The 14,283-nt window shown below is 40.2% G+C and carries 10 protein-coding genes; 4 read left to right on the top strand and 6 right to left on the bottom strand.

Annotated features, from left to right (window positions below):
* Positions 1–117: 117 nt before the first annotated feature.
* From EMIN_RS02520 to EMIN_RS09130, 5 genes are all read right to left on the bottom strand, one after another.
* Positions 118–1,302 carry a glycosyltransferase gene (locus EMIN_RS02520; protein ID WP_012414658.1) on the bottom strand — a complete coding sequence of 395 codons (1,185 nt, stop codon included), beginning with the start codon at positions 1,300–1,302 and terminating at the stop codon, positions 118–120.
* Positions 1,292–3,436: a SpoIID/LytB domain-containing protein gene (locus EMIN_RS02515; RefSeq protein ID WP_012414657.1), complete on the bottom strand. Its 2,145-nt coding sequence runs from the start codon at positions 3,434–3,436 to the stop codon at positions 1,292–1,294. Before EMIN_RS02515 ends, EMIN_RS02520 begins: the two co-directional genes overlap by 11 nt.
* 97 nt (positions 3,437–3,533) lie before the next feature.
* Positions 3,534–6,026: an endopeptidase La gene (lon, locus tag EMIN_RS02510; RefSeq protein ID WP_012414656.1), complete on the bottom strand. Its 2,493-nt coding sequence runs from the start codon at positions 6,024–6,026 to the stop codon at positions 3,534–3,536.
* A gap of 589 nt (positions 6,027–6,615) precedes the next feature.
* On the bottom strand, positions 6,616–8,274 hold the full coding sequence (locus EMIN_RS02505) for a hypothetical protein (RefSeq protein ID WP_012414655.1): 1,659 nt from the start codon (positions 8,272–8,274) through the stop codon (positions 6,616–6,618).
* 457 nt (positions 8,275–8,731) lie between these two features.
* Positions 8,732–10,501: a type IV pilin protein gene (locus EMIN_RS09130; protein ID WP_012414654.1), complete on the bottom strand. Its 1,770-nt coding sequence runs from the start codon at positions 10,499–10,501 to the stop codon at positions 8,732–8,734.
* A 273-nt stretch (positions 10,502–10,774) separates the two neighbouring features.
* Between EMIN_RS09130 and EMIN_RS09380 the strand changes: the two genes are divergently transcribed.
* From EMIN_RS09380 to EMIN_RS02485, 3 genes are all read left to right on the top strand, one after another.
* Positions 10,775–11,281 (top strand): type IV pilin protein, encoded by a 507-nt coding sequence (locus tag EMIN_RS09380; RefSeq protein ID WP_052545811.1) that lies wholly within the window; start codon positions 10,775–10,777, stop codon positions 11,279–11,281.
* Between the two features lie 66 nt (positions 11,282–11,347).
* Positions 11,348–11,890: an epoxyqueuosine reductase QueH gene (locus EMIN_RS02490; protein ID WP_012414652.1), complete on the top strand. Its 543-nt coding sequence runs from the start codon at positions 11,348–11,350 to the stop codon at positions 11,888–11,890.
* 126 nt (positions 11,891–12,016) lie between these two features.
* Positions 12,017–12,259: a hypothetical protein gene (locus tag EMIN_RS02485; RefSeq protein ID WP_041691239.1), complete on the top strand. Its 243-nt coding sequence runs from the start codon at positions 12,017–12,019 to the stop codon at positions 12,257–12,259.
* 40 nt (positions 12,260–12,299) lie between these two features.
* Here the strand turns inward: EMIN_RS02485 and EMIN_RS02480 are convergent, their stop codons facing one another.
* Entirely contained in the window at positions 12,300–13,376 is a 1,077-nt protein-coding gene (locus tag EMIN_RS02480) for an NAD(P)H-dependent amine dehydrogenase family protein (RefSeq protein WP_012414651.1), read from the bottom strand.
* Between the two features lie 92 nt (positions 13,377–13,468).
* Between EMIN_RS02480 and EMIN_RS02475 the strand changes: the two genes are divergently transcribed.
* A complete protein-coding gene (locus EMIN_RS02475) occupies positions 13,469–14,242 on the top strand; it encodes an LA_2272 family surface repeat-containing protein (protein ID WP_148204456.1) in 774 nt (257 codons plus the stop codon).
* Positions 14,243–14,283: the final 41 nt, after the last annotated feature.

Below are 14,283 nucleotides of genomic sequence, written 5' to 3'. Positions count from 1 at the left end.
CGCAATACGAATAATATTTAGGTTAATATTTTTTATCATACTTTTTTTAAATTAAAAACTAAAAAAGTTAGCTACATAAATATTATACTATTTTTATAAAAAGTTGATATTGTTTTTTTAAGAACCCGGGTTTTTAAGCAGTATTTTATTATACAATTCTTCTTGCTTTCTGACGGTGGAAACCGCGCTAAAAAGATTTTTATCAAAACTTTTTACGCCTTGTTTGATAGTGAAATAAATTTTATCGTTTTTTAAAATCTCAATTATTTTATCTGACATTCCTTCTTTGTTTCGCTGGCCTAAAATAAAACCGTTTTTGCCGTTTATCAAAACCTCGGCGGTGCCGTCAGCCTCATAACAAACAGCCGGCACGCCCGCGCCCAAAGCTTCAAGCAAAGCAACAGGCATGCCTTCACGCAGAGAAGTTGAAACATACAAATCGCTTACAGCCAACAATTCACGGGTATCATGCCGCATTCCTAAAAAAAACAAATGATTTTTAAGTCCTGATTTTTTAGCAAGCGTTTTTACTTTGCGTTCTTCCATCCCTCCACAGCCAGCGTAAAGAAAATATGCTCCGGGAATTTTTTTTAAAACATGTTTAGCCACAAGCACAAAATCGCGGGCGTTTTTTAAAGGTTTAAAATTACCTATGCTTAATATGACCTTTGCCCCTTTAGGAATACGCAGCGATTCAAGTTTGGCATTATAATCAAAAGATGGTTTTAACTTTTCAAACTCAGCTCCGGGATAAATAAGAATATTTTTTTTTACGTTGCCTATGCCAAGCGTAAGCGCTTCTTGCATATTTGAATTTGATACAAAAACCAACTGGTCCGTTATAAAAGAAAAATATTTTTCAATTTTAGAATAAAATAAATATCTTTTTATACCGCCATAGACGCTAAAACCTAAGCCATGATAAGTGTGTATAACCTTTGTTTTAGGAGCGGTTAAAAAAGCCGCCGCTCGCCCTACTACACCCGCCTTAGGACAGTTTGTATGAATTATATGCGGCCTGATTTTTATTATAAGCCAGGCCGTTTGAAATAAAGATACCAAATCATAAAAAAGGTTATAAAAGCAAACGCGCTGCCTAAGGCTATTGATATAAAAATATTTATTTTTAAGAAGTTTTTTTGCGAAAGGATCCAGCACTCCGCCCGGTCCTGCCGCTAAGAAAACTTTAAATTTATTTTTAGACAGATTGGCGGCGGAATACAACACGCTTTTTTGGGCGCCGCCGGCGTCCAAACGCGTAATTATATATAAAATTTTTACTCTGTTATCTCTATTCTTCATTAATAGTTTTATTTCCGTTTGGGGAGGAAACTTTTTCCGCAGGCGCAGTGTCGGCCACTAAACCTGAGCCGGGATAATAATATTTTAAAATGTTTAAATATGTTTCCCCTTTCTTTTCAAGGCCTTCCGCTCCCGCGAGACAAAACCCGCTGCCTTTGCCGGTATCCACGCCTAAAAGCAGGATGTTTTTAAATTTTTTGCCTTTATAAAAAGGAATTACAACAAAAGAGTTTGAACGTGTTGAACCGGCGCCCAAAACATAAGTTATCAAACCATAATCTTTAATTTCCAAATTATCCTTTTTACCTTTTATTGTTAAATGATTTACACGGCCTTTATCCGATACCGAAGAAACCTCAATGCCTGTTATATTTCCTATTTTTTTAATGGAGTTGGCGCGCCTTTGTATATCGGCCACGTCATAATAATAAGCCCATTTTATTCCTGCCCATTCAGTGGCATCCTGCGGCGCGGACAGCAAATCCAAAGGCGGGTTGGAAATTATATATCTAAAGATATTAGAAGGCGTATACGCGAATTTTTTAGCGGAAGCACTGTTAGAAATTCCTTCCTCATTAAATATAAAGCAGGAAGAATAAAAATCAACCGAAGAATCTGTTATATAAACATGCCTTGTGGCTTCAACCGCTTTTACGGCCTCATCGGACTGCATGTTAACGCCTAAAAACTGCATACCTTCTTCCATATCGGTAATATGATAGTGCTCATCCGCTCTTGAAAAAATAGCGTTAGCAAGGCGGCTGCGTAAAACAATGGCGAACGCTTTCATTGCTTCTGTCCTGCGCGTCATTGAGGACGCGCCCTGCGCCATAAGAGCGGGAAGCACATCCTCTAAAACGGCGGTGTTAACTATTAACATTCCTTCTTCAGAAGGGTTAACTTCTATAACTCCTTTAAGTTCCCTGTCGCTGAAATCCGCCTCATAAAGGTCTTTCCCTTTCGGATTTTTAACAAGTATTGTGCGGCCCTTTTCAGGCACTAAGGAGATGTTTCTTTTTGTGGCGAATTTAGTGTTTCCATAACTGTCTTTAATTATAAGTCCGCCGGTTTGGGGAATAAAAGAAATTGTTTCAACAATTCCTGCGCCGCTTTTAAAAACCTCTCCAAGTTTTTCGTCATAAACTGTAAGCCCGCCGCTGCTTACAATTTCAAAACTTTGCAGTTTAACGGGGCTTAATTTTTTGTCGGCAAAAAGCGCTATTCTAAGCTGTTGGGAGGAAGGCGTTTGCTCATAACTTCTTACTATAGGTTTATCTAATTTAGTTATAAACAAATCCCTGTTTTTTATTTCTTTTTTAGATAATTTTTTAATTCTTTTAGCGGCTTTTTTATCAGTTACGTCTTTACCGTAAACACTGCCGTAGTATTTCCATGCCGAGTCATAATCTTTTTGTTGATATTTAATTTCCGCCAAAAGCCTGGCCGCAGGAAAGTTGGAAGAATCATGCGTTAAAGCCTGCTCGGCAAAGATTTCGGCCGTTTGGATATTTTTTTTACCGCCTTTATTAAAACTTTCAAGCGCTATCATGTATGCCGATAAGCCTATAAGATACGGGTTTGTTGAGTAAATATAAGCAAACTGTTCCTGGGATTTACCGTCTTTACTAATCATACCGGCTATAGCGTTTGCCAAACGGGCGGAGTAAACATATTCAAAATCGGCGGTTAGATACAGCATTCTTTCAAGCTCTTCTTTACTTTCTTTATATTTGCCCATGCTTACCAAAATCCAAGATTTAGCTAAAAATATAAAAGGATTTTCAGAATCAAACATTTGGGCGGCGTCAATATGTTCAAGCGCTTTTTGCAAGTTACCCAAAGAAAGGTGTACAAAAGCAAGTTCAGTTTCAGCCTCGGCGGAAATAAGGTTTCCCTCACCTGAGGAGGAAATTTTGGCAAGCCCGCTTATACATTCGTCCCATTTGCCTTGCGCGCATAATTTTGAGGCCTCTATAATTTTGGGGGATTTAACGTATTCAAAAGAGGATTTCCTTATACGCGTTTCATTAAGTTTTATTTCCGGCTTGCGGGTATATCCCGTTGAAACCATTTGGGCGGACGCAAAGCAAGATAAAGATAAGAGAATATTTACCAATATAAAATGTTTTTTCATATAAAAATTATACTTATTTTATGGGGGTTTAAACGTCTTTTTTATTAAAAAAATACGATTAAAATAAAAAAGCCCCCGTTTTAGCGGGGGCTTAAACTTATTTCTTTTTCTTAGCGGTTTTTTTTACCTGTTTAGTTTTTTTGACAGCCGGTTTCTTAACCGCCGGCTTTTTCGACTTAGCCGCTTTTTTAGCGGACTCTTTTTTAGGCGCGGTTTTGCTTTTTTTAAAAGACGATTTAGGCTCCCCTTTTTCAAAAGCTATTTTTACAATCTCATCCATATGCTTGACAGGGATTAATTTTAATTGCTTTCTTATAACCTCCGGCACTTCCGAAACGTCTTTTTCGTTAGTGTGGGGATAAAGGATGGTTTTAACCCCTTCCCTGTAAGCGGCCATAAACTTTTCCTTAACTCCGCCTATAGGAAGCACACGCCCGGTAATTGTAACTTCACCCGTCATGGCAAGGTTCTTTTTAACGGGGTTTTTGGTAAGCAAGCTTATTAAAGCCGTTGTTACCGCCGTGCCTGCGCTGGGCCCGTCTTTAGGAACCGCCCCTTCGGGGAAGTGTATGTGAAAGTCAGTTTTATTAAAATCAATACCTTTCCCGTAACCTTTTGACCTCGCGTAAGTTAAAGCCGCGTGAACGGATTCTTTCATAACGTCGCCAAGTTTGCCGGTAAGCATAATTCTGCCTTTACCATCGGATATTTCGCTTGCTTCTATAGAAAGGGTTTCCCCTCCTACGCTTGTCCAGGCAAGCCCGGTTGATATACCGACGCCGTTTTCTTCCGTGGTAAAGTTAGTATAACGCGGCACGCCCAAGAAGTCATGCAAATTATCTTTAGTTACGGTTACCGTTTTTCCGCAGTTTTCAACATACATCTTTGCAGCTTTACGGCAAATTGTGCTTATTTCACGCTCAAAATTTCTTACGCCGGCTTCCCTCACATAATCACGCATAATAAGTTTAACCGCGGGGAGCCCGATTTCAAGACTACCTTCTTTAAGTCCGTGCTCTTTCATCTGCCTGGGTATAAGGTGATTTTGGGCAATAGCTTCTTTTTCATATTCTGTATAACCCGAAAAGTCTATAATCTCAAGCCTGTCGCGCAAAGTTACAGGTATTGAAGATAAAGAGTTTGCCGTAGTAATAAACATTACTTTGCTTACGTCAAATGGAACGTCAAGGTAATGATCGGAAAAATCTTTGTTTTGCTCGGGATCTAAAAGTTCCAAAAGCGCGGCGGCGGGATCGCCCCTCCAGTCAGAACCCATTTTATCTATTTCGTCAAGCAGGAAAACGGGGTTATTGCTTTTGGCTTTGCTGATGCCTTGGATAATGCGGCCCGGCATTGAACCTATGTAAGTTCTACGGTGGCCTCTTATTTCACTTTCGTCCCTTACGCCTCCTAAAGACATGCGCACAAACTTGCGGCCCACTGCGCTTGCTATGGATTTTGCTAAAGATGTTTTACCCACGCCCGGAGGACCCGCGAAACAAAGTATAGGGCCTTTAAGGCTGTTTGTAAGTTTGCTTACAGCCAAATATTCCAAAATACGTTCTTTTGGTTTATCTAAACCGTAGTGGTCGGCGTCCATGACTTCTTTGGCCTTTTTAAGGTCCAAAATATCATTGGTGCTTGAATTCCACGGCATGTTAACAAGCCAGTCCAAATATGTGCGTGAAACAGTTGACTCAGGTGAAAAAGGCGCCATTTTGGCAAGCCTGTCCAATTCTTTTTCGGCGGACTCTTTAGCGTTTTTGGGAAGACCGTTTTTCTTAATTTTAGAGCGAAGCTCGTCAATTTCTTTTTGGAAATCATCTTTTTGGCTAAGCTCTTTTTGAATTGCTTTCATTTGCTCGTTAAGATAATATTCTTTTTGGTTTTTTTCTATCTGAGCGCGTACTTTTGAATGGATTTTTTCCTCTAAAGAAATTATTTCCACTTCATTAGCTAAAATTTTTATAAGCAGTTCAAGCCTGTCTTTAGGGTTAACTGCTTCAAGCACGTCCTGCCTGTCGGATGTTTTTACTATAATATTGCTGGCTATGGTATCAGCCAGGCGGGAAGGATCCTCAATTTGTCTGAAAAACGAAACGCCTTCAACCGCTATGCGGCGTGAAACTGTTGCGTATTCCTCAAACTCATCAAGAAGCTGGCGCATAAGCGCGGTAACTTCAGGGCCGGATACTTTTTCATCCGCGGGGTAAAAAACGCTCGCGAACCATGAATTGGCGATATTGTTAAAATCCAGGTGCTCAATTTTAACCCTGGCAATGCCTTGTAAAAAAACTTTTATGCTGCCGTCGGGCATTTTAAGGCTTTGCGTAATTTCGCTAAGCACGCCGAAACGGTAAATATCTTCCGCCTTAGGGTCTTCAACTTCGGCTTCTTTTTGCGCTACCGCAACAACATATTTATTTGAATCAAGCGCAAGGTTTATAGCCGCTATGCTTTTGGACCTGCTTACGGATAATGGCAGCGACATACCGGGGAACATAACAACGTCCCTTATCGCAACCGCCGGAAGAACCGCAGGCAGCGTATTAACATCCGGTTTTACATAATCTTTATTTTCTGCTATCATTTATTCCCCCTGTATATTTTTTACCGCTTTATGCGGCAAAAAAATTAAGGTGTAAATTTGTTAAAATTTTCTTACTTTCACTCCCGGGCACACACCCCAAAGTATCTATAAGATTAATAAATTGTATCATATTTAGCAAATAAAACACAAGACTGCTAACTTTAGCCAAAAAAAAACACTCCTTAATTAAAAACACCTTTGTTTTTAAAACAAAGGTGTTTTTAATTAAGGCAAAAGCTTTAATAAGCCATGCATTTGTTTAAGGTGTTGTTCCATATTGCATTAACAAGACATTGGTATATTTTCTTTTTAAAACTGTATATCTGCCCGCCCGCACATCTATTACAATTATTATTTTCGTCTACCGTATTCTCTAAAGGGCATATGCCATTATTGCAGCGCGGCGCCCATGTAACGTTAAGGCATTAAATTAAATTTTTAACAAACCTTCATTCTAAAAAATAAAATGTTAATAGTTTTTATCACAATAACAAAACTAACCCGTCATACGCAGGGGGTAAGTCTACGGCTTGGCAAAAAAATACCGCCGTTATAAAAACGGCGGTACTTTTATATCAAATTTAACGCGCTAACCATTTGTTCCTTCAGAAGTACACCTCGCCGGCAGGCCTATGCAAGCCATATCCTGCCAGTTAGGCCTGGAAGGAGACCAATAATCATTAAAATTAGAACAACTGCAGTAAGGAGAGTAATAGCCGCTTTGTATGCATTTTGTTTCATCCGCACCGCTTGGATAAATAATTCCTGCGCATTGTTTTTGGTTGCCGTTTGCGCATATACATTGCGCACTGCCCGAACCGTATTTCGAACATACCGCAGAGGCGCTGACTATAGTTCTGTCCGCATTACAAATGTCCGGTGCATTACAGCACGCGCAGTCCTCTTCGTATTTGCACGATAGGTTGGGAGTAGCATCCAAATCAAACTTACACGTTGTTTTTACCACACCGCGCCAGTCTGTTGTGGTAGTCCAAAAATTTGAGCACGGCGTTTTACAAGTTCCGTTTACGTCCACTTGAGGAGCTGAACATGAAGCCGATGCGCAACAGGTAATGTTACGGGCTTTGTAAATCGTTTCTTTAACAGAAGTCTTTTTTGTTTCGTAGTGGCAATAAAGAATGTCCGCGTAATATGTTTTGGTTCCGCCTATGTATGTTTCCCGGTGTTGTAAAATGGCGCATACGGAATTTGCCGTAGACGGTGTGGGAATTTCCATAGCCATACTCCCTCCGGCTATCAATTCACAAGCCGCCTGCGCACCTTTAGACTTCATTTTACTCCAAACTTCGCTTGTTGAAATGGTTATATCGTCATAAGATGTGCCGCCTTGCATTTTGTAAAGTTTAAGAAAAGTCGTTGTCATTAAGCCGGCAGGGTCTCCATCATTTGTTATAGAGGAATGCAAAGCAGTGCATGCGTTATTAAAATATATAGCCGAATCGCTTGGCTGTCCAACTTCCAGCGTTTGTAAACCTTTTAAAACAGGCGTGGAATATGTGAAATCAGTTGTCGAATCAACTATGGAAGAAAAAACGTCAACGCAATTGCTCTTTGCCGTACCTGCACAGGTATATTGTTCGGCAGTTTTACCGTTACATGTATCTACCGTGGAAGATGTTGTTGTTATCCAATTTCCGTAACTTTCTTTACAGTCGCCGGTAACATCCCCCTGGTCAATAACTAAAAATGTTTTGGTGTCTTTGCCTTTTGAAGGGTCAGAAGGGTCAATATAATAAGTAATACTCCTCCATACCATGTTGGAAGCGCCCGGTACAGCAGCCTTAGCGTAAGGAAATACCTTAGCCCCTGTTCCCGTGCCTAACATAATTGTATTTGCCGCGTAAGCATTGCCCGTGGCTGAGTTTGTTATATTTACAGCCTGCGCCTGCGGTATACCGCCCGAAGCTATTTTAAGGTATTCGCCTTCAACTTGCAATGTACCCGTCGCTGCGGCGCTTTTACCTGTTTTTGTAGCCTGGGCCTGTACTTTTTTAATATCCGAAGTTAAATTTTCATTAACTTGCAAAACGCCTATATCTGCTGTTTTAAGTTTAACTTTAGCGCCTGCGGCATCCGCAGGATTGACTTTAGCGTCGTTAACCTGAACATTGGAATAAGACGCGTAAGGCGTGGGATAATAGGTAACCATTTCCATGGATTCCGCCGCCCAAATGTTGCCGCTCAAAAATAACACTGCCGATACAAGTACAACAAAGGTATTTTTCATATATTATTGTCCTATTTAAAAAATCAATAAATAATTATAAGTAAATTATGTTTAGAATAGCAGTTTTCCATTAAAATTCAAGGCCTGTTTCATTTTACCGATATTATAAGCAACCCTAAAATGAATATTCCACGCATAATACAAAGCCACTGCATTTATTTCTATTTATACAAACAATTCTTAAGCTGTTTATTATATGCTAAATATTATACCTTTTAAAGCATATTATAAACGCCTTTTTAATATTGCTGCCGCTTTTAGCGCAATTTAAAAATAAAATAACAAAATAATAAAAAAATTTCGATATAAAAAAACAAACGCCGCGAACAATATTGTTTTTGTTATTTAAACTTCACCTAACTATAATTAAACGTTTAATATATGATATTTATTGCATTTAGCTTTTTTTATAACAAAAAACCCCCGCCTTTTAAGCGGGGGTTTTTATTTGTTTTATTTATTGGGATACATTTTGGCAATTATACAAATAACATGAATCACTAGGGCTTGACGAACATCTTAACAAACTGCTTCCGTTGCACGAACCGCCCACGTAAGTCCACCCCGTTCCGGGAGCGGAACAGGCCTGCGTACTTCGGCAAAGCGCGCCCTGGCCTACGGCCGCAGGCTGGCCTAAAGAAACCCAAATCATACCGCTGCATTTACTTTCCTGCCACTGACAAGTATATTTATTCCAGCTTTTGGTTTTAGTGCCATTAATAGTATAAGCTACCCCTGTACTGCTACTGTACATATCACCATAAGAGTATCGGATAGTTTTATTAAACGAGCATTTTGTTGTTGTGGAAGCCGTATTGGAAGGGTTTTGTCCTCCTTCACATGCTCCCCACGCACTCCATGTTCCTGTTGATTCATTGCATGTACGTGTTTGGATTCCGTTGCAAGTACAAGACTGGGTGCTCTTTCCTTCACAGGCTGAGCATTTGTTTTCAGGCTCACCCATTTTACAGTCTGAGCCGCAAACAGCCCAGTTTGTTCCTGATTTAGAGCCGCAACCGTAATCTCTCTTTTCACCGGGTATACATTCACCTTCTCCCGAACAACTGCCCCAATCGCTCCATACTCCTGTTGTGGTATCACACGTTCTTGTCTGCGTGCCGCATTTACCGCAAGTTTGCGTGGACGCGCCCGAACAACTTTTTGATACTACTTCACAACTGCCCCACGCGCAAGTGCTTGAACATGTTTGCGTGCCGCCTGTACAACTTTGCGTCGCACCAGGGCTGCAAACGCCTTCTCCCGAGCATGAACTCCACGCGCTCCATGTGCCGGTTGAAGTATCACATGTTCTTGTCTGCGTTCCGCAGTTGCCGCAAGCCTGGCTGCTTGCGCCCGAACATGTATATACAGTAGCTGTTTTACAACAAGCTCCGTCCTCATAATACTGGGAAGAAGTTCTTTCTTCACCTGCGGGACATGTTGTCGGGCATGATGTTTTGGCTACGCAGCACGCTCCGTCTTCCGTATACTGCACGCTGCTTCTTTTTTGCCCTGCAGGACATGTTGCGGGACACGACGTTTTTGATACGCAGCATGCTCCGTCTTCACTATATTGTACGCTTGTCCTCTGCTGGCCTGTAGGACATGTTGTCGGGCATGATGTTTTGGCTACGCAGCACGCTCCGTCTTCCGTATACTGCACGCTACTTCTCTTTTGTCCCGTAGGACATGTTGTCGGACACGACGTTTTTGCTTCACAGCAAGGCCCGTCCTCCGAAAAAAAGTACCCCGTTTTTTTATATCCCGTTGCGCATGTTGTAAGGCACGCTGTCTTCTCACACCCTTTTAAAACGCTGTCTACAACTTTACAATCCCTTCCCAAACAACATAACGCACTGTCTTGATACCCCTTTGTCTGAACTATCGAATAATCCATATCCTTCCTTTTGGCATATGCCTGCGGATATGGGTTATTTGAAAGCGTATAAGTAAACAGGCTTGTGTCTAATGTGTTTGTTGTGGAATTTTTACCCGCTATTACTTCCCCCAAATCGCTAAACTTTACAGTATAGCCTTTGGCCGTCCCCGTGCCAAGTAAATCCCTGGCTTCTTGTTTATTCCTTATCTCTGTAAGGATGTCAAAAGCTTCGGCAGCTCTTGAGCGTTCTAACGACTTTCTGTACTGCGGCAAAGCTGCCGCAGCTAAAATAGCTATTACTAAAACTACTACAGCTATTTCTATTAAGGTGAATCCTCGTTTCTTCATTTTATCCTCCATTTAAGATACATGCCTAAAAAATGTAATATTATTATCTATGCGTACAATAAACTATAAAACAACATTGAAAAACGGTCAGATTATTTGAAAAAAAATGATTATTTTGTATAAAATAAAAGTTATAAATATAATATAAATACATTTTAAGGATTGTCAATGTAGAATATTCATAAATATTACACATTTTTATACCATAATAACAATTATAGTATTTTGATATACATGTTGACTACATTCAAATATTAAAATAATATGGTATGTATGAAAAAAGCATTTACACTTATAGAACTTTTGGTAGTTGTGTTAATTATAGGAATACTTGCGGCTATAGCTTTACCGCAATATAACGCCGCGGTTTTAAAATCAAGAACAGCGGAGGCTTTTTTAAATATACGAGCGCTCGCTGACGCGCAGGAAAGGTTTTTCCTTGCTACAGGCTCTTTTGCAGCTTCTTTTGACGAGCTTGACATTACGATTGGCTCAAACTGCAGCGAAAATATTTGTTTAACCTCACAGTTTAAATATGAATTGCAAGTGGACGGTAACGCTGTAGCTTTTTATTTAAGAGGCGGTATCACTACAGAAACGCTTACTCTTTTAAAACGGTACAGTACCGAAACATCAAAATATCCAGTAAAACACAACCAAATCGCCTGTATTCACAGGAGTAAGCCGGAATTTATAAAAGTTTGCAAATCACTTGCCGGAGCGGGAGCCATTGAGGTATCTAGCGGATTTACAAACGGCGGTGCTTTTATTTGGAGTTAACAAAATTTTACGCTTTCGCAAAACCCCGCGTTTTTTAGCGGGGTTCGCTTTTTATACAATGTAAATATGAAAAAAACACTTTTGCTTTCCTGCTGCGCGCCGTGTTCGGCCGCGGTTATAGAAAAACTGACCTTGGAAAAGAAAGCTTTTTCCGTCCTGTTTTATAACCCCAATATCGCCCCTTTTGAGGAGTATGAAAAAAGGAAAGAAGAAAATAAAAAACTTTGCCGGAAATATAATATTAATTTTATAGAATTGCACTACGACAACGCCGCCTGGCATGAATTTATAAAAGGCCTTGAGAGAGAACCCGAACGCGGAGAAAGATGCAAAAAATGCTTTCTTTTTCGTCTAAAAAAAGCGGCTATTTACGCTAAAGAAAACAATTTTGATTCTTTTACTTCCGTTTTAGGAGTGTCAAAATATAAAAAGCTTGAGGATGTTAATCAAATTTCCGTTCTTTTGAGCAAAGAATTCGACATACTGTTTGACGATACCAACTGGCGCAAAAACGGCCTTGAAGAAAGAAGACGCGAGCTTATTAAACAGGAAAATCTATATTCCCAAAAATACTGCGGCTGTGTATACTCACAAAATAAAAAACCTTAGAATAGACCTTTTTTAATACATTTATTTAAAAAGTTTTCATAGTTACAAAACATTACTATTATGCTACCATAAAAACATAAACGCAGATGCAAATGTGTTTAATTCTATAATTCCGGGGGTTGTATTATGTATAAGGGAATATTAAAAGCTGGAAATGAGGAAATAGCCATACATGAAGTCGAAGCTATAGATAAAGGCGTAGATACTTATTTTAAAGGCAACGCAGATAAAGAAATTGACCCCGCCGTCCATAAAGGAGCCGAAATTAAACTTGAAACGCCCGAAGGCAGCCATTTTATTATAAAGAACTGCATCTTTGAAAAAGGCGGCAAAACCTTTGAAGGCAAAGGAATTGAAGACCCTCGCTAAATAAACATTAAAAAAGCCCCGCCGTAAAGCGGGGCTTTTTTTATTTCAAATACTCATTAAGCGGTTTTACCCTGTATTTATTTACGGGCATTTTTTCCGTAGTTGTATAACCCGGTTCCGCGCTTATTAAATCAGGTAAACGGTTAACTACTGTAGCGCAGGTAAGCTCAACGGTATTAGGCCTGTTGATTGTTACCTGGGTTTTGGGTTCGCCTTCAATAATCCAGTCGTTTTGGTCAAACTCTTCGGGCGCGTAAACTTTTCCTATGCACTCAGTTTCCAAAACAATACCTTCTTTAGTCTTTGTTGTAACCACCGCAGACATGCCCGTGGCGTGACCCGCCGGGATTGTCATGTTTAAGGTTGAGCTTTGCAAATCATTCTTATATGTTTGGGGAACTGTTTTTTGCGTTTGGCTTACAACCGTAAGTCCAAGGCTTGAGCATAACCAGCCGTTTACGTTCCACATATAAGAAGGCAAAAATTCGCCCGAGTCTATAAGCCTTTTTCTTTCCTCTTCGGGAATATTATCCGCCGAAGAAACTTCCTTAGCAAAAGCATCTAAATCAAGTCCTGCTCCGTGCGCTTTGGCTAGAGCTATACCGTAATCTTCAACGTTATAACTTGATTTGCCTTTAATTTTTTTAATCGAATGCGTGGCCCCTGCAAGCGTTGTTATCAGATTGCCCCAAAATACGTCCTGGTATCCGCTGCCGCAAAGAGTACAGTTTGTTTTTTTAGCCAACGCGTCAAGTTCAGCCGTCATTTTAGGGCTTGAGTTTTGCGGAAAGAAAGCCTCCTCACAAGTTGATATAGCGTTAACGCCGTTTTTGGCACAGGCGTAAAAAGCGTCATAAACATCTTTAAACAAACTCATCGTTTCAATAATACATGCGTTTGGTTTTAGTTGGGCTAAAACAGCGTCTGCTTCCTTAGCGTCCTTAACAATAACGCCTTTTTTGCCGCCCCCCATTATTTCCCCTATATCTTTGCCTATAACTTTTGGGTTAACGTCAAACGCGGCAATGACTTCGCCGCCTTTCTCATAAATATATCTCATGGTATAAACTGCCATTTTACCGCAGCCGTACTGCGCTACTTTAATTTTCCCTGTCATAATGCCTCCCCTTATTTATTTTAATATCCGTAACCCCAGTATAGCTTAAAAAAAATTGTTTTTCTACCTCAAAAAAAATGTATTATAAAATTATGCGAAATTTAAAATTTCTTATTATTTTTTTATTGATGGCAGCGTCAGCCCCAGTCGTTTTCGCGCAGACGGAACAGGTGTTTCAAGCCGAACCCGTATTTGAGCAGGAAGGCTATACCACGCCCTTTAAGCTTTCAATCTGGAACAGCTGGGCCGTTCCGCCCGACGCTACCACGATATATATACTTGATTTAGGTTTACTCGGTTCGGGCACGTTTGAACTTTTGGAAAAAACAAAGCATTACGGCCTTCATGCCGCACCGGTATACGCGTTTGGAAACGATTTTAACGGGGTGCAGATTTCTCCCATGTTTACGCTTACAAGGGACTTAAACGGAATAAGCGTTTCCGGTTTAATAAGCGTTAACACAAAATTTAACGGAATTTTGATATCAGCGCTTACCTACTCTGAAAAAGGCGGAAGAGGATTCCAATTATCGCCGTTAGCGGCTATGTGCGGCAAAGAATGCACTATTTACGGTTTACAGGCTGCTCCGTTTAACTGGGGTAAAGTACAAGGCTTGCAATTAGGCGCGGTAAACTTCAATAAAGCCGTAAAAGGTTTGCAGGCGGGCCTTATTAACAGCGGAGCAGATGAAATAAACGGGCTGCAAATAGGCTGTATTAATAAAATAGATTTATTAAAAAACGGCGTACAACTTGGTATTATTAACTACGCTGGCAGGATGGAAAAAGGCGTGCAGATCGGCGCCATAAACGTAAGTCCGGAAGGATTTTTAATAGTTTCCCCTCTTGTTAACGCAAGATTTTAACAAATCTTAAAATAAAAAGCCCCGCCAAACGGCGGGGCTTT

It is taken from the genome of Elusimicrobium minutum Pei191 (assembly GCF_000020145.1).
Lineage (GTDB): Bacteria > Elusimicrobiota > Elusimicrobia > Elusimicrobiales > Elusimicrobiaceae > Elusimicrobium > Elusimicrobium minutum.
This window is presented reverse-complemented; position numbering and strand designations above follow the sequence as displayed.